This window comes from Sphaerisporangium cinnabarinum (genome assembly GCF_055567015.1).
Map to the genome: position 1 here is coordinate 278042 of NZ_JBVHRG010000001.1, position 25649 is coordinate 303690.

At 75.9% G+C, this 25649-nt stretch carries 23 protein-coding genes; 10 read left to right on the forward strand and 13 right to left on the reverse strand.

Translation table 11 applies throughout. The annotated features are described in order from the left end of the window. The first annotated feature begins 319 nt into the window (after positions 1-319). Genes nirB through ACZ4MO_RS01240 form a run of 5 tightly spaced genes read left to right on the forward strand, consistent with a single transcriptional unit; the run spans position 320 to position 6780 of the window. Positions 320-2983: a nitrite reductase large subunit NirB gene (nirB, locus tag ACZ4MO_RS01220; protein ID WP_175008881.1), complete on the forward strand. Its 2664-nt coding sequence runs from the start codon at positions 320-322 to the stop codon at positions 2981-2983. After that, positions 2980-3414, forward strand: a complete 435-nt coding sequence (gene nirD, locus ACZ4MO_RS01225) for a nitrite reductase small subunit NirD (RefSeq protein WP_175008737.1) — start codon at positions 2980-2982, stop codon at positions 3412-3414. Before nirB ends, nirD begins: the two co-directional genes overlap by 4 nt. Continuing rightward, positions 3411-4772 (forward strand): uroporphyrinogen-III C-methyltransferase, encoded by a 1362-nt coding sequence (gene cobA / locus ACZ4MO_RS01230; RefSeq protein WP_175008736.1) that lies wholly within the window; start codon positions 3411-3413, stop codon positions 4770-4772. Before nirD ends, cobA begins: the two co-directional genes overlap by 4 nt. Continuing rightward, a complete protein-coding gene (locus ACZ4MO_RS01235; protein WP_499278577.1) occupies positions 4769-5989 on the forward strand; it encodes a uroporphyrinogen-III synthase in 1221 nt (406 codons plus the stop codon). The genes cobA and ACZ4MO_RS01235 overlap by 4 nt, the downstream gene beginning before the upstream one ends. Continuing rightward, complete coding sequence (locus tag ACZ4MO_RS01240) at positions 5986-6780, forward strand: CbiX/SirB N-terminal domain-containing protein (protein ID WP_175008735.1); 795 nt, start codon at positions 5986-5988, stop codon at positions 6778-6780. Before ACZ4MO_RS01235 ends, ACZ4MO_RS01240 begins: the two co-directional genes overlap by 4 nt. On the opposite strand, the gene ACZ4MO_RS01245 is transcribed toward ACZ4MO_RS01240, so the two are convergent. Both ACZ4MO_RS01245 and ACZ4MO_RS01250 read right to left on the reverse strand, forming a co-directional pair. Then, the gene (locus ACZ4MO_RS01245) at positions 6770-8305 is read right to left on the reverse strand and encodes an MFS transporter (protein WP_175008734.1); all 1536 of its coding nucleotides are present in this window, start codon (positions 8303-8305) and stop codon (positions 6770-6772) included. The genes ACZ4MO_RS01240 and ACZ4MO_RS01245 overlap by 11 nt on opposite strands. After that, complete coding sequence (locus ACZ4MO_RS01250; RefSeq protein ID WP_175008733.1) at positions 8302-9333, reverse strand: alcohol dehydrogenase catalytic domain-containing protein; 1032 nt, start codon at positions 9331-9333, stop codon at positions 8302-8304. Before ACZ4MO_RS01250 ends, ACZ4MO_RS01245 begins: the two co-directional genes overlap by 4 nt. A 259-nt stretch (positions 9334-9592) precedes the next feature. Between ACZ4MO_RS01250 and soxR the strand changes: the two genes are divergently transcribed. After that, entirely contained in the window at positions 9593-10063 is a 471-nt protein-coding gene (gene soxR / locus ACZ4MO_RS01255; protein ID WP_074804932.1) for a redox-sensitive transcriptional activator SoxR, read from the forward strand. Positions 10064-10139: 76 nt separating this feature from the next. On the opposite strand, the gene ACZ4MO_RS01260 is transcribed toward soxR, so the two are convergent. From ACZ4MO_RS01260 to ACZ4MO_RS01290, 7 genes are all read right to left on the reverse strand, one after another. Continuing rightward, a complete protein-coding gene (locus tag ACZ4MO_RS01260; RefSeq protein ID WP_175008732.1) occupies positions 10140-10862 on the reverse strand; it encodes a GNAT family N-acetyltransferase in 723 nt (240 codons plus the stop codon). Between the two features lie 136 nt (positions 10863-10998). Continuing rightward, positions 10999-12054, reverse strand: a complete 1056-nt coding sequence (locus tag ACZ4MO_RS01265; RefSeq protein WP_175008731.1) for a hypothetical protein — start codon at positions 12052-12054, stop codon at positions 10999-11001. Next, positions 12051-13136: a vWA domain-containing protein gene (locus ACZ4MO_RS01270; RefSeq protein WP_114553465.1), complete on the reverse strand. Its 1086-nt coding sequence runs from the start codon at positions 13134-13136 to the stop codon at positions 12051-12053. The genes ACZ4MO_RS01265 and ACZ4MO_RS01270 overlap by 4 nt, the downstream gene beginning before the upstream one ends. Positions 13137-13143: 7 nt before the next feature. Further along, complete coding sequence (locus ACZ4MO_RS01275) at positions 13144-14238, reverse strand: VWA domain-containing protein (protein ID WP_175008730.1); 1095 nt, start codon at positions 14236-14238, stop codon at positions 13144-13146. Then, complete coding sequence (locus ACZ4MO_RS01280; protein WP_074804953.1) at positions 14232-14735, reverse strand: hypothetical protein; 504 nt, start codon at positions 14733-14735, stop codon at positions 14232-14234. The genes ACZ4MO_RS01275 and ACZ4MO_RS01280 overlap by 7 nt, the downstream gene beginning before the upstream one ends. Continuing rightward, positions 14722-15609, reverse strand: a complete 888-nt coding sequence (locus tag ACZ4MO_RS01285; RefSeq protein ID WP_175008729.1) for a DUF58 domain-containing protein — start codon at positions 15607-15609, stop codon at positions 14722-14724. Before ACZ4MO_RS01285 ends, ACZ4MO_RS01280 begins: the two co-directional genes overlap by 14 nt. 33 nt (positions 15610-15642) lie before the next feature. Continuing rightward, the gene (locus tag ACZ4MO_RS01290) at positions 15643-16641 is read right to left on the reverse strand and encodes an AAA family ATPase (RefSeq protein WP_074804959.1); all 999 of its coding nucleotides are present in this window, start codon (positions 16639-16641) and stop codon (positions 15643-15645) included. A 204-nt stretch (positions 16642-16845) separates the two neighbouring features. On the opposite strand from ACZ4MO_RS01290, the gene ACZ4MO_RS01295 reads away from it, so the two are divergent. Next, positions 16846-17370 carry a TIGR03618 family F420-dependent PPOX class oxidoreductase gene (locus ACZ4MO_RS01295; protein WP_114553469.1) on the forward strand — a complete coding sequence of 175 codons (525 nt, stop codon included), beginning with the start codon at positions 16846-16848 and terminating at the stop codon, positions 17368-17370. Between the two features lie 41 nt (positions 17371-17411). Further along, a complete protein-coding gene (locus ACZ4MO_RS01300) occupies positions 17412-19520 on the forward strand; it encodes a cytochrome c oxidase assembly protein (protein ID WP_175008728.1) in 2109 nt (702 codons plus the stop codon). A gap of 38 nt (positions 19521-19558) precedes the next feature. Here the strand turns inward: ACZ4MO_RS01300 and ACZ4MO_RS01305 are convergent, their stop codons facing one another. Continuing rightward, positions 19559-20572: a type IV toxin-antitoxin system AbiEi family antitoxin domain-containing protein gene (locus ACZ4MO_RS01305; RefSeq protein WP_175008727.1), complete on the reverse strand. Its 1014-nt coding sequence runs from the start codon at positions 20570-20572 to the stop codon at positions 19559-19561. Between the two features lie 296 nt (positions 20573-20868). Between ACZ4MO_RS01305 and ACZ4MO_RS01310 the strand changes: the two genes are divergently transcribed. Continuing rightward, the gene (locus tag ACZ4MO_RS01310) at positions 20869-23238 is read left to right on the forward strand and encodes a S9 family peptidase (protein WP_255437157.1); all 2370 of its coding nucleotides are present in this window, start codon (positions 20869-20871) and stop codon (positions 23236-23238) included. An 83-nt stretch (positions 23239-23321) separates the two neighbouring features. On the opposite strand, the gene ACZ4MO_RS01315 is transcribed toward ACZ4MO_RS01310, so the two are convergent. Then, positions 23322-23528: a hypothetical protein gene (locus ACZ4MO_RS01315; protein ID WP_074804975.1), complete on the reverse strand. Its 207-nt coding sequence runs from the start codon at positions 23526-23528 to the stop codon at positions 23322-23324. 130 nt (positions 23529-23658) lie between these two features. After that, positions 23659-24396 (reverse strand): alpha/beta fold hydrolase, encoded by a 738-nt coding sequence (locus ACZ4MO_RS01320; RefSeq protein ID WP_175008726.1) that lies wholly within the window; start codon positions 24394-24396, stop codon positions 23659-23661. A gap of 50 nt (positions 24397-24446) precedes the next feature. On the opposite strand from ACZ4MO_RS01320, the gene ACZ4MO_RS01325 reads away from it, so the two are divergent. Further along, positions 24447-25268 carry a WYL domain-containing protein gene (locus tag ACZ4MO_RS01325; protein ID WP_175008725.1) on the forward strand — a complete coding sequence of 274 codons (822 nt, stop codon included), beginning with the start codon at positions 24447-24449 and terminating at the stop codon, positions 25266-25268. Between the two features lie 9 nt (positions 25269-25277). Here the strand turns inward: ACZ4MO_RS01325 and ACZ4MO_RS01330 are convergent, their stop codons facing one another. Further along, positions 25278-25643: a VOC family protein gene (locus ACZ4MO_RS01330; RefSeq protein WP_074804981.1), complete on the reverse strand. Its 366-nt coding sequence runs from the start codon at positions 25641-25643 to the stop codon at positions 25278-25280. Positions 25644-25649 lie beyond the last annotated feature (6 nt).

The window sequence follows — 25649 nt, forward strand, 5'->3', positions numbered from 1 at the left end:
GCCGCGATCGGCGATCACGATCACCGATCTCGACAGGACCTGCCGATCTCGCACCGCGCCGCCGACCTCACACGGCGGCGTTCGGCCGGGTGAGAACACCGTTACGGACGGGCAACGGGCGGGGCACGGTCGCGAAACCGCCCGTCCGTAGCGTCGTCAGCACCGTCCCGGGGCCTCTCCTCGCTCTCGTCGGACCCCGCGGACGGTGACCGTTCCGCCCCGACGCCCCCAGGAGCCCGCCGTGACCGGACCTCAGACCGATCCCGCCCCCGCCCCGGCCCCCGGTGCGCCCCGGCACGTCGTCGTCGTCGGCGGCGGCATGGTGGCGCAGCGGCTCGTCGAGGCGTTGCGCGCGCGCGACGCCGACGGCGCGTGGCGCGTCTCGCTCTTCGCCGAGGAGCCGCGCACGCCGTACGACCGCGTCGCCCTCACGAGCTACTTCTCGGCGCGCGACGCCGAGGAGCTCGCGCTCGGCGACCCCGCCCTGTGGGACGACCCGCTGGTCACGCTGCACCGCGACTGCGCGGTGACGTCGATCGACCGCGAGGCGCGGACCGTCACCGACCGGCTCGGGCGCGTGCACGCCTACGACGAGCTCGTCCTCGCGACCGGTTCGAACGCCGCGCGCCCCCCGATCCCCGGCAACGAGCTGCCCGGCGTGTTCGTCTACCGCACGATCGACGACGTCGCGGCCCTGCGCGGCTGGGTCGAGGAGAAGCGGCGCGACGCCACGACCGAGGGTGGTTGGGAGCGCCCGGTCCGCGGCGCCGTCATCGGCGGCGGTCTCCTGGGCCTCGAGGCCGCGGGCGCGCTCAAGGCCCTCGGCGCGCAGGCCACGGTCGTCCAGTTCGGCACGCACCTGATGGACGCGCAGATCGACCTGGGCGGCGGCGAGGCCCTCAAGCGCCTCATCAACGGCATGGGCATCGCGGTCCGGTGCGACACCGGGACCAAGGAGATGAGGGTCTCCCGCAAGACCGGGCACGTGGGCCGGCTCGACTTCGCCGACGGCGGCCGGCTCGACGTCGACGTCGTGGTCCTCGCGACGGGCGTGCGGCCGCGCGACGAGCTCGCGCGCGCGGCGGGGCTCGCGGTCGGGGAGCGCGGGGGCGCGGTCGTCGACCTGGCGTGCCGCACGGAGGACGAGCACGTGTGGGCCGTGGGCGAGGTCGCGTGCATCGAGGGTCGCTGCCTCGGCCTCGTCGCGCCGGGCTACGCCATGGCGGAGGTCGTCGCGGACCGCCTGCTCGGCGGCGAGGCGACGTTCCCCGGCGCGGACACCGCGACGAAGCTCAAGCTCCAGGGGGTCGACGTCGCGAGCTTCGGTGACGCGCACGGCCGCACCGAGGGCGCGATGGAGCTGGTGTGGGCCGACCCGGTCGCGGGCGTCTACAAGAAGCTCGTCCTGTCCGACGACGCACGCACGCTCCTGGGCGGCGTGTTCGTCGGGGACGCCGCGCCGTACGCGTCGCTGCGGCCGATGCTCGGTACGGAGCTCCCGGGCGACCCGGGGCTGTTCCTCCTCCCCGAGGGGTCCGGCGGCGGGGCGCCGAGCCTCGAGCTGCCCGACGACGCCACGGTCTGCTCGTGCAACAACGTCGGCGCGGGCGCGATCCGCGGCGCGGTCACCGAGCACGGGTGCACCGACCTCGCGGGCGTCAAGGCGTGCACGCGCGCGGGGACGAGCTGCGGGTCGTGCCTGCCGCTCGTCAAGAAGATCACCACGACCGAGCTCGCCCGCGCAGGGGTCGAGGTCTCGAACGCCCTGTGCGAGCACTTCGACCTCTCGCGCGCCCAGCTCTTCGACGCCGTGCGCGTCGCCGACCTGCACACCTTCAGCGAGATCGTCGGGCGGTTCGGCCGGGGTGTCGCTGCGCCGGTGGACGAGAGCGCAGCCACGCAGGGTGCCGTGCTGGTGCGCGACGCCGGACGCGGCTGCGACATCTGCAAGCCCACGATCGCGTCGATCCTCGCGTCGCTCGGCAACGGGCACATCCTCGACGGCGAGCAGGCGACGCTCCAGGACACGAACGACCACGTCATGGCGAACATGCAGAAGGACGGCACGTACTCCGTCGTCCCGCGCATCCCCGGGGGAGAGATCACGCCGGACGGCCTGCTCGTCATCGGGCAGGTCGCCAAGGACTTCGGGCTCTACACGAAGATCACGGGCGGCCAGCGCATCGACCTGTTCGGCGCGCGCATCGAGCAGCTCCCGCACATCTGGCGCCGGCTCGTCGAGCACGGGTTCGAGTCGGGGCACGCGTACGGCAAGTCCCTGCGCACGGTGAAGTCGTGCGTCGGGTCCACGTGGTGCCGGTTCGGGGTGCAGGACTCCGTCGGCATGGCCGTCGAGCTCGAGCTCCGGTACCGCGGCCTGCGCTCGCCGCACAAGATCAAGCTCGGCGTGTCGGGGTGCGCGCGCGAGTGCGCCGAGGCGCGCGGCAAGGACGTCGGCGTCATCGCGACGGACAAGGGCTGGAACGTCTACGTCGGCGGCAACGGCGGGTTCACGCCCCGGCACGCGCAGCTCCTCGCCGAGGACCTGGACGACGAGGCGCTCGTCCGGACCATCGACCGCTTCCTCATGTACTACGTCCGCACGGCCGACCGCCTCCAGCGCACGGCCGCGTGGGTCGAGGACCACGAGGGCGGCCTCGACGCGATCCGTGAGGTGGTCGTCGAGGACTCGCTCGGCATCGGCGCCGACCTCGACGCCGCGATGGCCCGCCACGTCGGCGACTACGAGGACGAGTGGCGCGCGGTCCTCGAGGACCCGGAGAAGCTGCGCCGCTTCGGCTCGTTCGTCAACGCGCCCGCCGAGCCCGACCCCGACCTCGCGTACGTCACCGAGCGTGGCCAGATCAGGCCCGCGACGGCCGACGAGCGCGCCGCCCTGGAGGAGGCCCGCGCCGCGGGCCTCGCCACCGTCCCCGCCGGCCCCGTGGTCATCGCCGGCACGACCCTGGAGGTCCGTCGATGAGCGTCGTGCCGGCAGAGCAAACTGCGTACCCCGTGGAGACGGCGACGTCGGACGCGGTGGGGTGGGCGCCCGTGTGCCTCCTGCGCGACCTCCTCGTCGAGCGCGGCGCCGCCGCCCTCGTCGGCGGGGTGCAGGTCGCGCTCTTCCGCCTCCCCGACGACACGGTGCGCGTCGTGCAGCAGCGCGACCCGTACTCGGGCGCGAACGTCATGTCGCGCGGGATCGTGGGCACGCGCGGGGGCGTGCCCACGGTCGCCGGGCCCATGTACAAGCAGGTCTTCGACCTCGCGACCGGCCGCTGCCTCGAGGCCGCCGGGTACGTGCCCGTCCAGGGCCTCGCCCCGGACCTGGCGACGTGGCCCGTCGAGGTGCGCGACGGCGTCGTGCACGTGGGCCTGCACGCCGCCGCGCCCGCGGACGGTGCGCCGTGACGACGCTCCTGGGCCTCGACCTCGCCGGGCGCACGGTGCTCGTCGCCGGCGGCGGTCCCGTCGCGGCCCGCCGCGCGCGGGCCATGGCCGACGACGGCGCCCACGTCCGCGTCGTCGCGCCCCAGGTCTGCGAGGATCTGCGCGACCTCGTCGCGGCCTCGCTGCGCGCCCCGCTCCTCGCACCGTCACCCGTCGGGCTGCGGGCCGACGGCGGGGCCGCGCCGGGCGGCCGCGTCACCTGGGCGCCGCGCGAGGTCCGTGAGTCCGACGTCGAGGACGCGTGGCTCGTGCTCGCGGCGACGGACGACTCGGGGACCGACCGCGACGTCGCCGCGTGGGCGGCGGCGCGCCGCACCTGGTGCGTCCACGCCGGGGCCGCGCACGAGGGCACCGCCCGCACGCCGGCGACGACCCGCAGCGGCGACGTGCTCGTCGGGGTCGTCACGGACGTCCCCGCGGCCGGCGTCCCGGGGGACGGGCGCGCTCGGGAGCGACGACAGGCCGACAGCCCGGGGGAGCGGCGAGGCGCCGACCCGCGGCGGGCGCGCGCGGTGCGCGACGCGATCGCCGAGCACCTGCGCTCCGGCGGCGTCGACCAGCGCCACCACCGTCCTGCGCCGGGAGGCCTGGGGCGCGTGACGCTCGTCGGGGGAGGGCCCGGCGCGGTCGACCTGCTCACGGTCCGGGGCCGTCGGGCGCTCGCGGAGGCCGACGTCGTCGTCGCGGACCGGCTCGGGCCGGTCGACGTGCTCGACGAGCTCGCGCCCGGCGTCGAGGTGATCGACGTCGGCAAGACCCCCGGGAACCACCCCGTGCCGCAGCACGAGATCAACACGATCCTCGTCGAGCAGGCGCAGCGCGGGCGGCGCGTCGTACGGCTCAAGGGCGGCGACCCGTTCGTCTACGGGCGCGGCGGCGAGGAGGTGCTCGCGTGCCGCGCGGCGGGTGTGCCGGTCGACGTCGTGCCGGGCGTCTCGAGCGCGCTCAGCGTCCCCGCGCTCGCGGGCATCCCGCTCACGCACCGGGGCACGGTCGCCGCGTTCCACGTGGTCAGCGGCCACGACGGGCTCGACGCGGCCGCGCTCGCGGGGGTCCGCGACCGCACGGCTACGCTGGTGGTCCTCATGGGTGTCTCGCAGCTCGCACGCATCACGGCCCAGGCGCTCGGCGCCGGGGCCGACCCTGCGCTGCCCGTCGCGATCGTGGAGAACGGGTCGACGCCGCGCCAGCGCGTCACGCGGGCCCCGCTCGGCGAGATCGTGGAGCGCGCCGCCCAGTCTGGGGTCCGACCCCCGGCGATCATCGTGGTGGGGGACGTCGCCGCCGCGGGACGGCTCGACCCGGCGACGGTCGCGTGACCGGCACCGGCGGCACCGAGGTCGACCCGCCCGTCGCGACGTCGACCCGCGGAGGGTCGATCTCGGACGCTCGGGTCGATCTCGCGTCCGGCCCCGACGCCGATCGCCCCACCCTCGGCCAGGTCATGGCCGGCTGCACCGTGCTCGTCACGGCCGACCGCCGCAAGAGCGAGCTCGCCGCCGCCCTCCAGCGCCGGGGCGCCGAGGTCCGCCACGCGCCCGCGCTGAGCATGATCCCGCACGCCGACGACGAGCAGCTCCTCGCCGGGACGCGCGACCTCGTCGAGCGGCCGCCGGACGTCGTCGTCGTCACGACCGGGATCGGCTTCCGGTCCTGGGTCGAGGCCGCCGACGCGCACGGCCTCGCCGACCGCCTGCTCGAGGTGCTGGCCGACGCGCGGATCGTCGCGCGCGGGCCCAAGGCGCGCGGCGCGATCCAGGCCGCAGGCCTCACCGCCGACTGGGTCGCCGAGTCCGAGACGTCGGCGGAGATCGCCGACGTGCTGCTCGGCGAGGGCGTCGCCGGGCTGCGCATCGCCGTGCAGCACCACGGCGCCGGTGCCGACGGGCTCGACGTCGTGTTCGCGGAGGCCGGCGCCGAGGTCGCGAGCCTCGTCGTCTACCGGTGGGGACCGCCGCCCGACCCGGAAGCGCTGCGCGCGTCCGTCGAGGCCGCGGCCGTCGGGGAGATCGACGCGGTCGTCTTCACCTCCGCGCCCGGCGCCGAGGCGTGGCTGAGCGCCGCCGAGGAGCACGGCGTCGGGCGGCTCGTCGTGTCGAGGTTCCAGGACGGTTCGATGGTCGCGGCCGCCGTCGGGCCCGTCACCGCGCGACCGCTCGAGCACCGCGGCGTCACGCCGCTGCAGCCCGAGCGCGGACGGCTCGGCGCGCTCGTGCGGACGCTCGTCGCGCACTACGAGCAGGCCGAGACCGTCGCCCTCGCGACCGTCGCCGGGACGCTGCAGATCCGCTCGCGCGTCGCCGTCCTCGACGGCGAGGTGCTGCCCCTGTCGCCCAGCAGCCTCGAGGTGCTGCGCCTCCTCGCCGCGCGCCGCGGCGAGGTCGTCACCCGCGACGACGTGCTCGACGTCCTGCCCGGCGACTCGCGCGACCCCCATGCGGCCGAGGTCGCGGTCGCGCGCCTGCGCGAGGCCACCGGTCGCCGGGACCTGGTCAGGACCGTCGTCAAGCGCGGATACCGATTGGAGCTCGCATGAGCGCGGACAGCCCCACCTCCCTCGACGCCGTCGCCGACGCCACGGCCGGGCCGCGTGCCGCCGCGCCGGTGCTCGTCGGCTGCTCCCACGGCACGAACGACCTCGCGGGGCGTGCGGTGATCCGCGGCCTCCTGGACGACGTGCGCGCTGCCCGTCCTGACCTCGACGTCCGGGAGGCGTTCGTCGACGTGCAGCAGCCCGAGGTGGCGGACGTCGTGGCGGCGGTCGTCGCGCCGTCCGACGGCGGGGCCCCGGGCGCCGCGGTGGTGGTCCCGCTCCTGCTCTCCGCCGGGTTCCACGTGAGCGTGGACGTCGCCGCGGCCGTCGAGGACCGCGGCCCCGGCACCGGGGCGGCCGCCGCGTCGGGGCCGCTCGGCCCCGACCCGCGCCTCGTGGACCTGCTCGCCGAGCGGCTCGCGGAGGCCGGCCTGCGCGACGGCGACGCCGTCGTGATCGCCGCCGCCGGGTCGAGCCGCCCGGGCGCCGCGCGCGACGTCGCGGAGCTCGCCGCGGGGCTGCGCGAGCGCGTCCCCGGCCCGGTCTCCGTCGGCTACGGCGCCATGGCGACGCCCACGGTGCCCGACGCCGTCGCCGCCGCCCGCGCGGGCCTCGCCCCGGGCGGGCGCGTCGTCGTCGCGGCCTACCTCCTCGCGCCCGGCTTCTTCTACGACCGGGTGCTGGAGGCGGGCGCCGACGTCGTGACCGGCCCGCTCGCGCCCGACCCGCGGCTCACCGCGATCGTGCTCGACCGCTATGCGGACGCCGCGGCCGGGCTGCGCCCTACGCCCTGAGGACCGGGCGGGTGCGGGGCGCGAGGAGGGCGACGCCCGCCGCGAGCAGCACCGTGACGCCGAAGCACACGACGTACGACGCCAGGCCGAGCGTGGGGTGCAGGGCCCACAGGAGCGACCCCGTGACGGCGAGCGCGGTCGCCGCGGCGACGGCGTCGGACACCTGGAGCGCGGACGAGTTCGCGCCCTGCTCGGCGACGGGCGAGAGCTCGAGCGTGAGCACGGAGAGCGTCGGGTGCGTCATGCCCATGCCGAGCCCCGCGAGGGTCCACGCGACCATCCCGACGACGGGCGGCACCGCCGTCCACGCGAGCAGCGCGGCGCCACCGATCCCGAGCGCGACGAGCGTCCCGCCGAGTCGCACGTAGCCCGCGTGCTGGAGGCCCCACGTCGCCCGGCCGCGGAGCCACGACCCCGTCGACCAGCCGACGGCGCCGAACGTGAGCACGGCGCCCGCGAGCGACGGCGAGAGGCCGCGCTCGTGCGACAGCAGGAGCGGGAGCAGCACCTCGGCGCCGGTGAACGCGGCCGCGACGAGGCCGCGGATCGCGATGACGCTCGGCAGGCCGCGGGCCGCGCGGGTCGTGCCGCGGGGGAGCAGGCGCGGGACGGCGAGCGCGACGGCGGCGAGCGAGGCGACGAGCAGGGCCGCGAGCCCGACACCGCGCAGCTGGCCCGCGTAGTTGAGCGCCCCGATCCCGACGGCGGCGACGACCGCCCAGGTGAGCGACGCCTGGCGCGCGGTCCGGTCGAGCGGCGGCTCGGCGTCGTCGGGCCGGTCCGTGGGCGCCGAGGCGGGCTCGGGGGCCGAGCCGCGGGCGGCGCGCATGCCCGGGCGCATGAGGAACAGCGCGGGCACCGCGAGGACCGGGACGGCGAGGAACACCCAGCGCCACCCGACGTGCTCGACCACGAGCCCGGCGATGGCGGGCCCGACGATCGACGGGATCACCCAGGCCGCCGCGAACGCGGCGAAGACCTTCGGACGCCGGTCGGTGGGGAAGACGCGCGCGACGAGCACGTACAGCGCGACGATGTACAGGCCGGTCCCGACGCCCTGGAGCACGCGGCCCGCGACGAGCACGAGCATGTCCTGCGCCAGCCCGGCGACGAGCAGCCCGGCGAGGAAGAGCCCGATGCCGGTCCACAGCGGGGTGGTCGGCCCCGCGCGGTCGCTCCAGCGGCCGGACGCCACCATGCCGACGACGCTCGACGCGAGCGACGCGGCGAACGCGAGCGTGTACAGGGTGAGGCCGTCGAGCTCGACGGCGACCGTCGGCATGGCGGTCGCGACGGCGAGCGCCTCGAACGCACCGAGGAACACGAACGCGACCATGCCGAACAGCACCGTGCGCTGCGTCCCGGGCGAGAGCGCGCCCGCCTCGGCGGGGTCGGCCGCGGGCGCGCCGACGTCTGCCGTGCCGACGTCTCCCGTGCCGGCCTCGAACGTGCCGGCCTCGTCCGCGCCGGGCGCGGGGGAGCCGTACGCCGGTGCGTCGGCGTCGGTGCGGGGGTCCGCCGTCATACGAGAACGACCTTTCCGGTGGTGGCGCGCGCTTCGAGCTCGCGGTGGGCGCGCGCGGCCTCCGCGAGGGGGATCTGGTGCGTGACGACCCGCCACGTCCCGTCCGCCGCGAGCGCGAGCGCGCGCTCCTGCAGCGTGGACAGGTCTCCCCAGGGTCGGGCCCGGGGTCCCACGGCCCACCGTACGTCCGGCGTGCCGCCCGCGGCCCCCGATTTCTCGTCCGGGTGGTCGACGTCACCGGCCCGGTTCGGTGCCCCCGATGCCCAGCCGTAGAGGACGAGGCGACCGGTCGGTGCGACGAGGCTCGCGGCGTCGGTGCCCGCGTCGCCGCCGACGCCGTCGAGGAGCACGGTCGCGCCCTCCGGGGCGTGCTGCCCGACGGCGGCCCGCGCCTCGTCGAGCCAGGCGTCCGCCCGGTAGTCGACGGCGGCGAGTCGATCCTCCTGCGCCTCCCCGGCGAGCGACCGGACGAGCGCGACCTTCTCCGGCCCGCCGGCGAGCGCGACGACGCGCGCCCCCGCCGCGAGCGCGCTCTGGACGAGCAGCGTGCCGAGCCCGCCGGCCGCGGCCGTGACGACGACGGTGTCCGTCGCGGTCAGCTCCGCCAGGTCGAGGATGCCGACGGCGGTCCGCCCGGTGCCGATCATGGCGAGCGCGTCAGGCGCGGTGACGTGGTCGGGGATGCGGTGCAGCGCCTCGACGGGCACGACGGCGAGGCGCGCGTACCCGCCGCCGTCGCGCGTGGCGCCGAGGTGGGCCGCGACCCGTCGCCCGCGCCACGCGGCGTCGACGCCCGGCCCGACGACGTCCACCACCCCCGCGACCTCGCGCCCGGGGATCGTCGGGAGGGCGGGGAGCGGAAGGGGGCCGCCCGTGGCCTCGCCCCGGCGCAGGGTCGTGTCGAGCAGGTGGACGCCGTGCGCGCGCACGGCGACCCGCACCTGGCCGGGGCCGGGGACCGGGTCGGGGACCTGGTCCAGCACGAGGCTCTCGGGTGGTCCGAACGCGTGCAGGCGGATGGCGTCCACGGGTGCTCCTTCAGGGTCGGGGTCGTGCTGGGCGGTCGTGCTGGCCGGTCGTGCTGGGCGGTCGTGCCGGGCGACGCGGTCGGTCTCCGGGCGAACGGCTTCGCTGGTGCGGTCGCGCGGCGTCGCGGTCACGCGGCCCGAAGGTCGCGCCCTGCTAGTCTCGAACCTCAACATTTGTTCAGGTCAAGCGCCCGTGCCGACGGACGGACTGCCGTGTCCGCCGCGTCGCGGCGAGACCCGTCCGCGTGGAGGAACCGCCGTGCCCGACGCCGCCCCGTCCCCGAGCGACGAGCTCACCGTCGGCCAGCTCGCGGCGCGCAGCGGCGTCGCCGTGTCCGCGCTGCACTTCTACGAGCGCGAGGGGCTCATCACGAGCCGCCGGACGCCCGGCAACCAGCGGCGCTTCACGCGCGAGACGCTGCGGCGGGTCGCGTTCGTGCGCGCGTCGCAGCGCGTGGGCATCCCGCTCGCCCGGATCCGCGCCGCGCTCGCGACGCTCCCCGGGGACCGCACGCCGACGGCGAAGGACTGGCACCGGCTCTCGGCCGGGTGGCACGCCGACCTCGACGCGCGCATCGAGCAGCTCACGCGCCTGCGCGACCACCTCACGGATTGCATCGGCTGCGGGTGCCTGTCGCTGCGCCGATGCGTCCTCGTCAACCCGCACGACGCGCTCGCCGACGAGGGACCTGGCCCCCGCACGCTGCTCGTCGAGGGGATCGAGGACTAGCCAGGGGGCGCCGAGCGTCCGGCCCGCTGCCGGGCCGCGTGGCAGGACCGTGGCGCGGGGCCCGCCGACGAGGCCGTCAGTCCGGTGCGCGCAGCGACCCGAACGTCGGGCGGTGGCGCAGGGCGAACCCGAGCCGCTCGTAGACCCCGATCGCGCCGACGTTCTGCGCCGCGGCGTGGAGGAACGCGCGGTCGCCCCGCTCCTGCACGTGGAACGCGACGTCGCGCACGAGGCGTGAGGCGAGGCCGCGCCCGCGGTGGTCGGGGTCGGTCGTCACGGCGCTGATCTCGGTCCACCCGGCGGGCCAGAGGCGCTCGCCCGCCATGGCGACGAGGCGGCCGTCGCCGTCGCGGAACCCGACGTACCGGCCGAGCAGGTGGGTCCGTGCCTCGAAAGGACCTGGTCGGCTGCGCTCGACGAGCGCGAGCATCTCCGGGACGTCGTCCGCGCCGAGCACGACGGCCTCCGGGTCGGGCCGGGTGACGAGGCGCTCGGTCTCGACGAGCTGCACGCCCTCGACGCGGGCCTCGACCGTCCAGCCGTGCGGCGGCTCGACCCCGACCGGCGGCGCCGAGAAGTGCCCGCCCGGGCCGACGAGCGCGGCGATCGCGTCCCACACGCCCGGGTCGGTCCACGAGCGCACGCCCGTGATCGGCGAGACGTCGGCCGGGTAGCGCCGCGCCAGGTCGTCGCCCTCGGCGAGGTGCGCGTGCGCTCCGGTGAGCGCGCTCCACGACGGGTTGTCCAGGGCCGAGTCGTCGACGCCGGTAGTGCCGAGCCCCGTGCTCGTCGCGGTCATGCTGCTCCTCCTCGCCCCGTCGCCCGGGTGCCGTGCCGTCGTCGCGACCGCCCGGCCGTGCGTCTCCTCCCGGACGAACGCGCGGGGGCGCGCGCCTCTTCCCGGTGCGCTCACCCCTGCCTGGCACAGCCGGGGATCACCAGTTCTTGGTGCCGCCCCCGCTGCTGTCACCCGGGTCGGTGCCGGTGCCCGGCTCGTCCCCGTAGAGGTCGCGGTACTCCTGCTCCAGGCGCTCCTGCTCGTCGCGCGCCTCGGAGCCCTGCTGCTCGAGCTGCTCCTGGCGCTGCTGCTCCTCGCGCTCGGCCTGGCTCTGCTGGTCCTCGCCCTCGGAGCCCTCAGAGCCGTCGCCGCCCGAGGCGTCCGACTGCTCGTCGCCCTCGGACCCCTCGCCCTCGCCCTCCTGCGTGTCGCCGCCGCCCTGGTTCTCGGGCTGCGAGTCCTGCGCCTGCTGCTGCTTGTCCTGGAGGCGCTGCCGGGCGGCAGCGTCCTGCTCCTGCTGCTCAGGCGTCTGCTCGGACTCGCCGCAGTCGGGCCAGCCGCGGATCTGCTCGGCCGTCGCGTACTCCTGCTCGGCGTACTCGTACCAGTCCTGGACGTCCTGCCGGAGCTCGTCCGGGTCGGGCTCGGTGCCGTCGCCGTACGGGTCGAGCACGTCCTCGTCGTACGAGCGGCCGGCGTCGCGCGCGGCGATCGCCTCCTCGACGAGGGTGAGCTCCGCCGCCTTGCGGTCGGCGTAGGCCATGTCGCCGTCGCCCTGGATCTCGTACGTCAGCGACAGGTTGGTCTGGATCATGCACCGCTCCTCGGGAGACTCGTTCTCCGCGAGGTCGTAGGCGCGGTCGAGGGACCGGATCGCGTCGTACAGCGACCACGAGTCCTCGGTGCGCGCGAGCGCCGTCCCGTGGTTGTAGTGCGCCTTCCAGGGCTCGACGAGGTTGAGCGTCCGCTGGAGGCCGTACGCGCTCGCCGCGCCCTCGGTGTCGCCGGCGTCGTAGCGGTCCTTCGCGAGCGACGCGACCGGGGCGCGCAGGGCGAGCGTGACCCCCAGCACGAGGAGCACGAGCACGACGGGCAGCGTCCCGAGCAGCCACCACCGGCGCCGCCGCAGCCGTGCCGCGCGCAGCGCGGCCGCGCCCGTGGGCCGGGGCGCGCGGGCGCCGGGCGGGGGTGCCGGGGGAGGGGTCCAGGTCATCGACGCACCTCCGCGCGGTCGGGCGCCGTGGGGCGGACGAGCGAGCGGCTCGCCGAGCGCGACCAGAACCACGCCTCGACCCCGAGCAGCGCCACGAGCGCGAGGGCGAACGGCCAGACGACCGGCCGGTACGCCGTGACGTCACGACGGCCGTCCGCCGCGACCTGCTGCGGGTCCACGCCCGCGACGAGCGACGCCGTCTCCGACGGTTCCTGCCGGTGCACGTACGGCACGCCGAGCTGGTCGGCGAGCGCGGTGAGCGTCGCCTCGTCCAGCACGGACAGCGCCTCGACGGGCTCGCCGCCGTCGCTCGGCTTCGACCAGTCGACGAGGTACTCCGCGTCCTCGGGGTCCACGTCCGGGTCGTACTCCTTCATGCGGCCTCCCTCGGCCGTCCCGTAGCCGAGCACCGCGCCCCCGTCGACGAGCGGCGCGAGGTCGGCGAACGACCGGGGCTCGCCCTCCGCCGTCTGCTCGCCGTCGGTGAGGAAGAAGACGAGCCGCACGTTGGCCGGGTGCTGCTCCGCGGAGCCCTCCAGCGCCGACCGCAGCTCGTCGAGCGGCCGGTCCGTGAGGGACCCCTGCGAGTACCGCGTGATCTCGCGGTGGAACGTGTCGGCCCAGGACGTGATCGCGCGCGCGTCCGTCGTCAGCGGGAGCTGGCGCGACGCCTGCGAGTCGAACGAGATGATCGAGTACCGCGCCCCGGGGATCGCCTCGGTGAGGCTCGTGATGTCGTGCCGCACGCCGTCGAGGCGCTCCTGGCCGCCCTCGGGCCCGTAGTCCTCGGCCGCCATCGACCCCGTGCGGTCGACGACGAAGAACATGTCGACGTTCGCGACCGACGTGTCGCGGTCCGTCGACGCGACCGACGGCGCGATCCCGATGATCCCGAGCAGCACGACCGCGCCCGCCCGGCGCACCCAGGCCGCTCGCGGGGCGCCGGGGCGGGGGGCGCCGTCGGGCCCCGGGCGCCCGGCCGTGACCGCCTGCCACCCGGCGAGGCCGAGCAGCGGCAGCACGAGCAGCGCCAGCGCCCACAGGGGCACGAGCGGCTGGAACGTGAGTCCGGCGAGGTTCATCGGTGCGTCACTCCTTCACCCGCCACGCGACGACGAGCAGCAGCGCGACGCCGAGGACCGCGACGAGGAACCAGCCCGCGGGGCGGTCCGTGACGACCACCTCGGGGGACGCGTCGAGCTCGACGGCCTGCTGCGCGACGACGTCGTCGACCATGCCCTGCACCGCGGCCGGGTCGTCCGCGAGGAAGTACAGGCCGCCACCGGACTCGACGGTCTCGCGGTACTCGGTCTCCTCGGGCGTGCCCTCGTAGCGCTGGGAGCCGCCGAAGATGCCGTGCAGCGTGATGTCGCGCGACGCGACGAGGTCCGCCGCCTGCGGGAGCGTGTAGATCGGCTCGCCGGAGACGTAGTTGTCCGTCGCGAGGATGATCGAGCGTGAGCGCTCGGTGTCCTCCGCGTCGAACTGGAGCGCGCAGCTCGCGAGCCCGTCGCCGATGAGGCTCGCGCCCGAGAGGTTCGCCGTCGTGCCCGCCGTGAACTGCGCGTACTCGAGGATCTCGGCGTCGTCGGTGCCGCCCGTGTAGTCGAACGTCGCCGGGTCCTGGTCGAGCGCGGCGATCCCGCCCTGGAGCTCCTCCTGGACGAGCGTGTAGTCGTCCGTCAGCGGGAAGACCGTGCGCGACGACGAGTTGAAGATGGACAGCGCGATCCGCTCGCCCTCGAAGTTGTCCACGAGCTCCTGGAAGACCTTGAGCACCGCGCCGTCGTACTCGATCATCGAGCCCGACACGTCGAGGCACAGCACGATGTCCCGCGTGCCGAGGCGGTCGACGACGACGTCCGTCTCCACCGGGCGGGCGGCGACCGCTCCTGCGCCGACGACCGCCACGAGCAGCCCCGCCGCGGTGAGGCCCTGCAGCACGCGGTAGCGGCGCACCCACGCGGCGAACGCCGGGACGCGTGCGAGGTAGTCGGAGTTCGCGACCCAGAGCACGGCGTCGTCCGCGTCGCGCGACCGGCGGCGCCGCGCGAGCCACCACGCGACCGCCGCCGCCGCGAGCACCGCGACGACGAGCACGACCCACAGCCACGGCCACAGGATCGACGGACCCTGCGGCCCGGGGACGACGGCGGTGCTCGCCGCGACGGAGCGATTCACCATCCGCGCACCACCGCCCGGGCGCGGTCGATCGAGTCCTCGCCGTCCGTCGAGCGCGCCGCCGGGTCGTTGTCGTGGTCCGCGAACGACGGCCGGTAGTAGCGCGCGATGAGCTGCGTGAGCCGCCCGGCCTCGGCGAGCTGCTGGATCTCCGAGAGCGTCATGGACGACGCGTCCTGGCCGAGCCGGCCGGTCGCGAAGCCGCGCATCTCCGCCGAGAGGGCGAGGTGCAGGGTGCGCTCGTCGAGCTCGCCCGCGCGGAACCGCTCGGCGACGGCGTCGAGACGCCGCTCGTACTCCGCGCGCAGCGACGCGTACGGGTCGTGCGGCCCCGTGGGGAGCAGCGGGGCGGGCCGTGGGGCGTTCTTCTCCTCCGCGCTCGCGCGCGTCAGCCAGATCACGAGGAACACGACCGCGGCGGCCGCGAGGACCAGGACGATCCCCAGGACCGTCCACCACCCCGAGTAGCCGACGGGGTCGACGAGCTCATCGACGGGCACGCTTCTGCCTCCCCAGGAGCTCGACGAACCGCTGCAGCACGTCGTCGGACCCCTCGACGAGCACGCCCTCGACCTGCAGGGTGCGCAGCCTGTCGGCCACCTCGGCACGCCGCGCGGCCAGCGCCTCGGCGGCGGGCGCCGCGAGCGCGGCCCGGCCCCGCAGGAACGGCGGCAGGCGCAGCGTGCCGTCGACGTCGGCCACCTCCCCGACCCCGGCGCCCACCGGCGAGAGGTCCGCGACCTGCACGACCATCACCTCGTGGCGCACGCGCAGCGAGCGCAGGAGCTGCTCGTGCTCGGCGGCGGGGCGGGCCTCGTCGGTGACGACGACCACGAGCGAGCGGCGCCGGAACGCCGTCTGCGCGCGGTCGAGCGGTCGGGACAGGTCGCTCCCGGGGGCGTCCGGGCGCCACAGCCCTTCCACGGTGCGCAGCAGCACCTCGAGGTCGCGCGTGCTCGCGCGGGGCGGGAGCTGGACGAGGCGCTCGGCGTCACCCGCGACGAGCGCGACGCGGTCGCCCCGGTCGCGTGCGAGGTACGCGACGAGCGCGCAGCAGAAGCTGGCGATCTCCGCCTTCGTCTCGCCGCTCGGGGCCGTCGCGCCCATCGTGCGACCCGTGTCCACGACGAGCACGAGGTTGAGGTTCGACTCGCGCACGAACCGACGGATGATCGGCAGCCCGGCGCGGGCGGACGACTTCCAGTCGATGTCGCCGACGTCCTCGCCCGGCGCGTACAGGTGCAGGTCGTCGAAGTCCTGCCCGTGCCCCTTGAACACCGAGCGGTGCCGGCCCTCGAGCAGGCCGGACGCCCGGCGCGCGACCGGCAGGTCGAGCCGGGCCCGGACCTGGGCGAGACGGGAGACGTCGGGCACGTGGTGCTCTCTCGGGACGGTGGGGCGGGCCGGTCAGGGCGTGGGGACGGCGTCGAACACCGCGTCCACGAGCTGCTCCGGCGGCACGTTGTTGGCGAGCGCGTCGAACGTGCGCACGAGGCGGTGGCGCAGCACCGAGTACCGCACCGCCTTGATGTCGTCCGGGATCACGTACGCCCGGCCCGCGAGGATCGCGAGCGCCTGGCCCACGCGCATGAGCGCGATGCCGCCGCGCGGCGACGCGCCCACGCGCACGTGGCGGTCCAGGCCCGGCACCGGGCGCGGGCCCGAGAACCGCGTCGTGTTGATGAGGTCGACGACGTAGCGCTTGATCGAGTCGTCCACGTACACGTCGTCGACGAGGCCGCGCAGGAAGCGCACGTCGTCGAGCGAGATCGGCTGCGCCGTGAGGGGGCGCGTCATCTGCCCGGTCGCGATGCGCTGGAGGATCTCGAGCTCCTGCGGCGGCGTCGGGTACGTGAGCACCTCCTTCATGAGGAAGCGGTCCATCTGCGCCTCGGGGAGCACGTACGTGCCCTCCTCCTCGATGGGGTTCTGCGTCGCGAGCACCATGAACGGGTCCGGGAGCGCGTAGTTCTCGCCGCCGATCGACGTCTGCTTCTCCTGCATCGCCTCGAGCATCGCCGACTGCGTCTTGGCCGACGAGCGGTTGATCTCGTCGAGCAGGACGACGTTCGCGTGCACCGGGCCGAGCTGGGTCGTGAACTGGCCGGTCGCGTAGTTGAAGATCTGGGTACCGACGATGTCGTTCGGCATGAGGTCCGGCGTGCACTGGATGCGGTGGAACGAGCCGTCGACCGCCGCGGCGAGCGTCTGCGCCGCGGTCGTCTTGGCGAGGCCCGGGACCGACTCGAGCAGGATGTGCCCGCCCGCGAGCAGCGAGCTCACGAGCGCGGTGCGCAGGGCCTCCTGCCCCACGACGCGCTGGTCGAAGACCTGCCCGACGCGCTTGAGCAGGTGGCTCGCGCGGTCGAGGTCCTGCGTCGAGATGCTGCCGTGCCCTGCGGCCATCGGTCGTCCTCCGGGTGGTGCGGGTGGTGTGGTCCCGTGCGCGGCCGGAGGGCGGACGGAGCCTCGCGAGCCCCCGGCGAACCCGGCCCAGTATGCCAGCGCGGACCCCGCCGGACCGGGCGTCGTCCACAGGTTCGGGTGGGGAGAGGTCCCCACCCGCGGTGCGCCGGGAATGCCCCGGAGGGCCACGACGGTTGGCCCGGCATGAGCACCGACGCCCTCGACGCCTCCCGTGACATCGACCGCGACGTCCCCGACCGCGACGTCCCCGACCGCGCGCCCCGCGCCGCGCTCGGCGAGCCCGCGCTCCTCGACCTCGTCGCCGCGCGCCACCAGGGCGTCCTCGCGACCGTGAAGAAGGACGGCCGACCCCAGCTCTCCAACGTGCTCTACGCCTGGGACCCGGAGGAGGGCGTCGCGCGCGTCTCCGTCACCGCCGACCGCGCGAAGACCCGCAACGCCGCGCGCGACCCGCGCGTCTCGCTCCACGTGAGCGCCGAGGACTTCGCGGGCTACGCCGTCGTCGAGGGCGACGCCGGCCTGAGCGCCGTCGCGCTCGACCCCCACGACGCCGCCGCCGACGAGCTCGTCGCGACCTACCGCGCGGCGACCGGGGGCGAGCACCCGGACTGGGAGGAGTTCCGGCGCGCCATGGTCGCGGACCGTCGCCAGGTGCTGCGCGTGCGCGCCACGAAGGTCTACGGGATGGCCCGTCTGCCCCGGCCCTGAGCCGTGACCGGAGGGGCTCGCGCGGTCGATACCCTGGAGGGGTGACCACCACTGCCCTGCGCCGCGCGCCCTCGGACGCCCGACCCGCGAACCCGTGGTGGCTCGTCGTCGCCGGGCCGTTCGCCGTCGTCGTGGCGGTCGTCGCCGTGCTCGCCGCCGGCGCGTTCTCGGCCGCCTTCACCGTCCCCGCCGGCTTCCCGGACCCGGGCGCGCTCGCGCGCCTCGGCACCCCCGTCGTCACGGTGCTCACCGAGCTCGCCGTCGCGCTCGCGCTCGGCTCGCTCGTCCTCGCGGCGTGCGTGCTGCCTGCCGGGACGCCCGTGCGCAAGGCGCTCGGCGTGGCGGGGGCGGCGTCGGCCACGTGGGCGGTGCTCACCGTCCTGCAGGTCGTGCTGCGGTACTCCTCCATCTCGAGCACGCCGATCACGAACCCGACGTTCGGCGACCAGCTCGGCCTCTTCGTCTCGCAGGTCAGCCTCGGCCGGAACTACCTCGCGATCGTCGTCGTCGCCGCCCTCACGTCCGCCGTCGCGCTCGCCGTGCGCAGCGCGACCGGGGCGATGTGGACCGCGGCCCTCGCGCTGGTCGCCCTCGGGATGCAGGCCAACACCGGCCACGCGGCCGGCGCGGTGAGCCACGAGCTCGCCGTCTCCTCGATGTTCCTCCACCTGGCAGGCGCCGCGCTGTGGGTCGGCGGGCTCGGGACGCTCGCCGTCGTGCGCGTGCGCGGCGGGCTGGGTCGCGCGGACTTCGCGTCGTCCGTCGCGCGGTACTCCGCGATCGCGCTGTGGTGCTACGTCGCCGTCGCCGTCTCGGGCGTCGCGAACGCGAGCATCCGGGTCGACTCCCTCGCCGGGCTGACCACCGACTACGGCATCCTCCTGCTCACCAAGCTCGCGCTCCTGCTCGTCCTCGGCGCGGTCGGCTTCGCGCACCGCGAGCTCGTCGTGCGCCGCCTCGCGGGCCCGACGGCGGCCGCCCGCCCGGCCGGGGACCGCGCCTCGGCGAGCGGCGCCGGGACGGGCGGGGCGTCGTCGTCCACGAGCGCACGGGGCGCGGCCGCGGAGGGCACGCGCTGGCTGTTCTGGCGGCTCGTCGCGGTCGAGCTCGCGATCATGGGCGCCGTGTCCGGCGTCGCGGTCGCGCTCGGGTCCACCGCCCCGCCGGTGCCGCAGGAGGAGCCGCTCGACACCTCCGCCGCGTACCAGGTGACGGGGCACGCGCTCCCGCCCGAGCCGACGCTCGCGCGCTGGTTCACCGAGTGGCGCTGGGACCTGCTGCCCGCGTTCGCGTGCGTCGCGGCGATCGTCGTGTACCTGCGCTGGGCGCGCCGCCTCGCGCGGCGCGGCGACTCGTGGTCGGTGGGCCGCACCGTGTCCTGGTGCCTGGGGATCCTCATCCTGTTCTGGGTCACGTCCGGCGGCCCGGCGATGTACGGCCACGTGCTGTTCAGCGCGCACATGGTCCAGCACATGATCCTCGCGATGGTCGTGCCGATCTTCCTCGTGCTCGCCGCCCCCGTGACGCTCCTGGTGCGCGCGGTGCCGCCGCGCAAGGACGGGTCGCGGGGACCGCGCGAGTGGGTGCTCGCCCTCGTCACGTCGCGGGTGGGCCAGTTCTTCGCGAACCCGATCGTCGCGGCGGTGAACTTCGCCGGCTCGATGATCGTCTTCTACTACACGCCCGCGTTCGAGTACGCGCTCACGACCTACGTCGGTCACCTCGTCATGCTGGTGCACTTCACGCTCGCGGGGTACCTGTTCGCGAACGCGCTCGTCGGGATCGACCCCGGTCCGCACCGCCCGCCGTACCCGCAGCGCCTGCTCCTGCTGTTCGCGACCATGGCGTTCCACGCGTTCTTCGGCGTCGCGCTCACCTCGGGCGAGGAGCTGCTGGTCCCCGAGTGGTTCGGCCTCCTCGGCCGCGAGTGGGGCCCGAGCGCCATCGTCGACCAGCAGCGCGGCGGCGCGGTCGCGTGGGGCATCGGCGAGCTGCCGACGCTCGTCCTCGCGATCGTCGTCGCCGTCATGTGGACGCGCTCCGACGAGCGCGAGGCCAAGCGCCGCGACCGCCAGGCCGACCGCGACGGCGACGCCGAGCTCCAGGAGTACAACGACATGCTCGCCCAGATGTCGAAGCGGAACGACTGACCGTCGCCCCCGTTCCGCCGAACACGGGGTTGTTGTCGTCATCGGCCCGATAACGACAGCAGGCTCGTGCTCGACGGCGTGGAGCCTCGTGCTCGACCGAGATGGTGACGCAGGGTGGTCGTCATGCGGCCGGGGCGGCTCGTCCCCGGGACCGTGAGGTCACGACCCGTGAAACGCAGCAGCTCCACCCCGCCGTGGGTCACGAGGGCGTTCTGCCGCGCGCGGTCCCTCAAGAGCGCCTCGGGCGTGCTGTGGACGTCCCTGCCGTCCATCTCCGCGATCAGCCACCGCCCTCGCGGCAGCCGCCAGCCCAGATCTCCGCGGCCGACGAACCGGCCGTCGTCGACGACGTCGACCTGGAGGTCGTCCGGCCCGAGCCCTGCGTCGACGCACTCCAGGCGTGCGAAGGTCTCGAGCGGTGACTCGGCGCGGGCGTCGGACTCGGCCCACCAGGCGTGGGTGCGCGCCACGCCGCGCCGACCGCGCGCGAGGTCATGGGCGCGCGCCAGGCCGTCGGCGTCGAGCAGGCCGAGGTGCCTCGCGCTGTCCATCGTCGCGACCGCCCGCCGCCGCCCCGTCTCGGGAACCGCCTGGGCGAGAGCCCACGCCGGGCTCGCGACGGAGCGCCCCTCGATCCGCACCACGGTCATCCCGTCGTCGAACTGGCGCAGGCGGATCCCGTCCCGGGACAGCGCGCCGCGCGCGCCGGGCAACGTCACCTGCGGGACGACGTCGGGGCCGACCCCCTGGACGCCGAGCAGGACGAGCGCGCACGGCCCGACGGCGATCGCCTCCGGCCCGTAGGCGAGGAGAGCGAGCCAGGCGGCGCGTCGTCGACGGCGGTCGTGGGCCCGAGGGTCCGACGACGGCAGCGTCCCGGGTGCCGGCTCGAGCACGCCGCGCGTCGGGCGTCGCCACCGCCCGTGGTCGACGAGCCGTGACCGGCGGTTCGCATTCACCCCGCACGCGTCGCACTGCGCGGCGGACACCAGGCCGGCCTGGCGCTCGGCGAGGTCGAGGAGCTCGGACGGGACGGTGGTCAGCGTGCGCATCCGGGTATCCGACCAGGAGGGGGGTGCGCCGTGCACCGACGAGCCCGACGTCTGTGGACGGAGGGCGCGGCGCACTGGGCTGTGGACCCGGAACCTGCCCGGGCGGCCGTTCCGTCAGTCGCCGCCGCGTCGGCCAGCAACCCGGTCGCTGACCGACGCGCTCGTCCGCGCGCCGAGTCCGCGCCCGGTGCCGAGAACGATCTTGCCCCGGCACGACGACGACGTTCCTCCCGCTTTCGGCCGGATACCGCCAGTAACGTCGTGTTCGGCGGGAGGGGGCGTGATAGGACGTGTGGGTGAGCAATCTCGCTGGCACGCCCGGTATCCCTGACCCGACCACGAACCCGTTCCACGACCTCGACCGATATCTCGCGATCCCGCGCGTCGGGGGCCTCGCGCTCTCGCCCGACGGGACGCGACTCGTCACGACCGTCCAGACGCTCGACCCGCAGCGCACCGGGTACCGGGCGGCGCTGTGGGAGGTCGACCCGGCGGGCCAGGTGCCCGCGCGTCGGCTGACGCGCAGCACGAAGGGCGAGTCGAGCGCGACGTTCACCGGCGCGGGCGACGTGCTGTTCACGTCGGCCCGGCCCGACCCGGACGGCGGGTCCGACGACGACCCGACGTCGGCGCTGTGGCTGCTGCCGGCGTCGGGCGGGGAGGCGCGCGTGGTCGCCACGGCGCCCGCGGGCGTGAGCGGGCCGCTCGCGGCGACGGACGCGCCGGTCGTGTCGGTCGCGGCGTCGGTGCTGCCGAGCGCGCGCGACCTCGCGCACGACGCCGAGCTCCGGTCGGCGCGCAAGGACGCGAAGGTCGCGGCGATCCTGCACAGCGCCTACCCGGTGCGGCAGTGGGACCACGACCGCGGACCCGACGAGGTGCACCGGTTCGTCGGCGACCTCACGACGCTCGTCGACGCGCCCGCACAGCCGCTCCCGGCCCCGACCACCCCGACCGACGCGCCGGCGGGTTCGGGCAGCCCCGCACCCCTCGCTGCTGCGTCGCACGCCGCAGGCGCGCAGGACACCGCCGGGGAGCACGCCGCCGCCGAGCACGACGCGCGGCTGCTCGACCTGCGTGACGTGAGCCGCGGCGCAGGGCACGCCGGGACGCCGGGGCGCGCGCTGCACGAGCACTCGGCGGACCTGTCCGCCGACGGCACGACGCTCGTCACGACGTGGCAGGTCCCGGGCCCCGGCCCGCAGGTGCGCAGCACGCTCGTCGCGATCGACACGGCGACGGGCGCGCGCCGCACGCTCGTCGACGAGCCGCGTGCGGAGGCGCACTCGCCCAGGATCTCGCCCGACGGCGCGTGGGTCGCGTTCGTGCGCGAGACGATCTCGACGCCGCACCAGGCACCCGAGGAGAGCCTCGCCGTCGTGCCGTTGCACGCGCCGGACGGGCCCGCCGGGACCACGGAGGGCCACGACGACTCGGCGACGACGCGCGCCGAGAACCACGCGACGCCGCGCACGCTCGTGCCGCACTGGGACCGCTGGCCGACGTCGCTGCGCTGGCTGCCCGACGGCTCGGGCCTGCTCGTCACCGCGGACGACGACGGGCGCGGCCCGGTGTTCCTCGTCCCCTTCGACCCCGCGGGCAACGGCGTCGCCGAGCACGGCACGGCCGAGCGCGTGACGAGCGACGACGCGACGTTCACGGACGTGCAGGTCGCGCCCGACGGCAGGACGCTCTACGCGCTGCGGACGAGCTACCTGGAGCCGGCGCACCCGGTGCGCGTCGACCTCGGGGCGTTCCTCGACTCCGGCACGGCGGGCGGCCGTGCGCCGGTGCCCGCGACGCCGCTGCGCGGCCCGGTCGCGACGCCCGACCTGCCGGGCACGCTCGTCGACGTCGAGACGGCGGCGGCGGACGACGTGCGCGTGCGGGGCTGGCTCGCGCTGCCGCACGGTGCGTCCGCGGAGGATCCGGCGCCGTTGCTGCTGTGGATCCACGGCGGCCCGCTCGGCTCGTGGAACGCGTGGAGCTGGCGCTGGAACCCGTGGCTGATGGTCGCGCAGGGCTACGCGGTGCTGCTGCCGGACCCGGCGCTGTCGACCGGGTACGGGCAGGACTTCGTGCAGCGCGGCTGGGGCGCGTGGGGCAAGGCCCCGTACACGGACCTGCTCGCGATCACGGACGCCGTGGAGGCGCGCCCGGAGGTCGACGCGACCCGGGCGGCCGCGATGGGCGGGTCCTTCGGCGGGTACATGGCGAACTGGGTCGCGGGGCACACGGACCGCTTCCGCGCGATCGTCACGCACGCGAGCCTGTGGGCGCTCGACCAGTTCGGCCCGACGACGGACCACGCGTACTACTGGGCGCGCGAGATGACGGACGAGATGGCGCTGGAGAACAGCCCGCACCGCTTCGTCCAGGAGATCGTGACGCCGATGCTCGTCATCCACGGCGACAAGGACTACCGCGTGCCGATCGGCGAGGGCCTGCGGCTCTGGTACGAGCTGCTCGCGTCGTCCGGGCTGCCCGCGGGCCCGGACGGGGACACGGTGCACCGCTTCCTCTTCTACCCGGACGAGAACCACTGGATCCTCCAGCCCCAGCACGCGAAGGTCTGGTACCAGGTGGTCCTGGCCTTCCTCGCGGAGCACGTGCTGGGGGCCGCCCCGGGCGAGGGCGACGCCGCGCTGCCGACGACGCTCGGCTGACCGGGCCGCCGCCCGCGGGCGGCGGCCCGCAGGGCTCGTCCGTCGACCGCCGTCCGACGGTCGCAGCCGTCCGACGGCCGCCGTCAGGCGACGGTCGACGGGAGCCCTGCGGCCGCCGCGCGCCAGCGCCGCACGAGACGCCGGTCGGCGGCGCCGCGCGCGGCCGTCCACAAGCAGTGCTGGGTCGTCTCGCGGTGCTCGAGGAGCGCGTCGCGGTCGTTCTCGAGCGCCCAGAGCAGGGCGGTGCGCACCTCGGTGCGCGAGGGGGCGGAGGGCAGGGTGTCGTGCATGGTCCGTCTCGTCGTCCGTCGTTCTGCGGCGGCCGGTCGGCCGTCCACACGAGGAGACGGCAGAAGTCTCCGTCTGTGACGCGACTTCGGAGACTTTTTTCCGGAACGTGCACGATGTCTCACCCGGGGGTCAGGAGACGGCGTCGACGATCACGCCCGCGAGGTCCCGGGGACGAGAGAACATCGGCCAGTGACCGGTCGGGAGGTCGACGTACGTGACATCCCCGACCTCGCCCAGCTCGGTGTGCAGGGGCGGCCCCGGGTGCGCCATCTCGGCGAGGACGGCGGACGGGACGGACGAGCAGACGGCGGTCGCCGGCACCTCCAGGCGGCGGGGGTCGGACACGTGCACGACCCCCCGCGCGACGGGCCCCGGGGTGGGCACCGCCCGCTCGCGGAACCGCGCGAGCGCGGCCTCGTCCAGCCCGTCGACGCTCGACCCGGCCTCCCCGAGCCCCTCCCACGTCGGGAGCGGGACCTCCGCGACGTCGGCCGGGAGGTCCGGCGACAGCGCCGCGCCGTCCACGAGCGGGCCCGTGTCGACGTAGACGACGCGCTCGATGCGCGCGGGGTCCCGGTCGAGGGCCTCCTGCACGACCGGCCCGCCGCCGCTGTGCCCGACGAGCACGACGCGGCCGTCGAGCCCGTCGACGAGGCGGGTGACCGCGGCGACATGGTCCGCGCGCGTGACGTGCGCGCGGTCCGCGGCGGTCGCGCCGGGCTCCAGGCCCGGCAGGGTCACCGGGTGGGGGACGAGGCCGGCGGCCTCGAGGTGGGGGACGACGTCGTCCCAGGCCCAGGCGCCCAGCCAGAAACCGGGGACGAGGACGACGTGGAGGGGCTGCTCGGACGTTCCGTGGGTGCTCATGCAGCCACCCTCGCAGGGTGTCGGTGACACCTGTCTGTCACCATTCTGGGGTGAACAGGACGGAGCGCCTCTACGCGCTCGCGGAAGAGCTGCGCCGCGCGGGCCGGACCGGCACGACGGGCCCGCGCCTCGCCGCGGCGCTCGAGGTGAGCGAGCGGACGATCAAGCGCGACGTCGCCGCGCTCCAGCAGGCCGGGCTGACGATCTGGGCGCAGGCGGGGCCCGGGGGCGGGTACGTGCTGGACCCGAGCGCGTCCCTCCCGCCGGTGAACTTCACGCCCGGCCAGGCCGTCGCCGTGGCCGTCGCGCTCGCGACGCTCCCGCCCGGCAGCCCGTTCGCGGTGGACGCCCTGGCCGCCCGCGGCAAGATGTGGGACGCGCTCGGCGCGGGCGACCGCGCGCGGGCCGAGGCGCTCGCCGCGCGCGTGTGGGTCCGCCACGCCGCGCCGGACCCGGACCTGCCCGACGCCGTCCCGCCCGCGAGCCCGCCCGACGGCGCACCCCCAGGAGAGCCGCACGACGGCACGGCGGCGCCGGGCCGGGGCCACGTCGTCGGGCGGGCGCGGACGCACCTCGGGGTGCTGCGCGCGGTCGAGCAGTCGATCGCGGGCTCGCGCGTGCTGGCGATCCGGTACCGGGACGGCCGCGGCGCGACGTCGACACGTCGGGTGGAGCCCGTGCTCCTCGCCCACACGGGCGGCCGCTGGTACCTCGTCGCGTGGTGCCGCACGCGCGAGGCGGTCCGGTGGTTCCGGCTCTCGCGCGTCGAGCGGGCGGACCTCACGGCGGAGGCGTACGACCCGCGTCCCGTCGCGGACGTGGGGGAGCCGCCCCCGGGCTCTGCCGCGGTGTACCGCCCGGAGCCCGTGTGACGCGGAGGGTCAGTCGCCGCGCAGGACGCAGAACTCGTTGCCCTCGACGTCCGCCAGGACGACGAACGTCTCGTGCTCGCCCTGCCCGACGTCGACGCGGCGCGCGCCGAGCCCTTCGAGCCGCGCGACGTCGGCGGCCTGGGTCGACGACGAGAAGTCGAGGTGCAGGCGGTTCTTCACCGTCTTGCCCTCGGGGACGCGCTGGAAGACGAGGCTCGGCGGCCCGAGGATCGTCTCGCCGTCGCGCGGGAAGAGCACGGCCTCGCCGTGCGGCCCGGTCTCGCGCCCCGTCCACCCGAGCGCGGCCTGCCAGAAGTCCGCCACGACGGCGGGGTCGGCGCAGTCGACCACGGCGCCGCTGAAGGTGAGTGTCATGGCCCC

Coding starts and splice junctions, on each gene's coding strand:
- ACZ4MO_RS01305 (WP_175008727.1), bottom strand. CDS start 20,572: ATGCGCACGCTGACCACCGTCCCGTCCGAGCTCCTCGACCTCGCCGAG.
- ACZ4MO_RS01315 (WP_074804975.1), bottom strand. CDS start 23,528: ATGCACGACACCCTGCCCTCCGCCCCCTCGCGCACCGAGGTGCGCACC.
- ACZ4MO_RS01275 (WP_175008730.1), bottom strand. CDS start 14,238: ATGGTGAATCGCTCCGTCGCGGCGAGCACCGCCGTCGTCCCCGGGCCG.
- ACZ4MO_RS01330 (WP_074804981.1), bottom strand. CDS start 25,643: ATGACACTCACCTTCAGCGGCGCCGTGGTCGACTGCGCCGACCCCGCC.
- ACZ4MO_RS01240 (WP_175008735.1), top strand. CDS start 5,986: ATGAGCGCGGACAGCCCCACCTCCCTCGACGCCGTCGCCGACGCCACG.
- ACZ4MO_RS01320 (WP_175008726.1), bottom strand. CDS start 24,396: ATGAGCACCCACGGAACGTCCGAGCAGCCCCTCCACGTCGTCCTCGTC.
- nirB (WP_175008881.1), top strand. CDS start 320: ATGGTGGCGCAGCGGCTCGTCGAGGCGTTGCGCGCGCGCGACGCCGAC.
- ACZ4MO_RS01265 (WP_175008731.1), bottom strand. CDS start 12,054: ATGACCTGGACCCCTCCCCCGGCACCCCCGCCCGGCGCCCGCGCGCCC.
- ACZ4MO_RS01290 (WP_074804959.1), bottom strand. CDS start 16,641: ATGGCCGCAGGGCACGGCAGCATCTCGACGCAGGACCTCGACCGCGCG.
- ACZ4MO_RS01260 (WP_175008732.1), bottom strand. CDS start 10,862: ATGACCGCGACGAGCACGGGGCTCGGCACTACCGGCGTCGACGACTCG.
- ACZ4MO_RS01295 (WP_114553469.1), top strand. CDS start 16,846: ATGAGCACCGACGCCCTCGACGCCTCCCGTGACATCGACCGCGACGTC.
- ACZ4MO_RS01270 (WP_114553465.1), bottom strand. CDS start 13,136: ATGAACCTCGCCGGACTCACGTTCCAGCCGCTCGTGCCCCTGTGGGCG.
- nirD (WP_175008737.1), top strand. CDS start 2,980: ATGAGCGTCGTGCCGGCAGAGCAAACTGCGTACCCCGTGGAGACGGCG.
- ACZ4MO_RS01245 (WP_175008734.1), bottom strand. CDS start 8,305: ATGACGGCGGACCCCCGCACCGACGCCGACGCACCGGCGTACGGCTCC.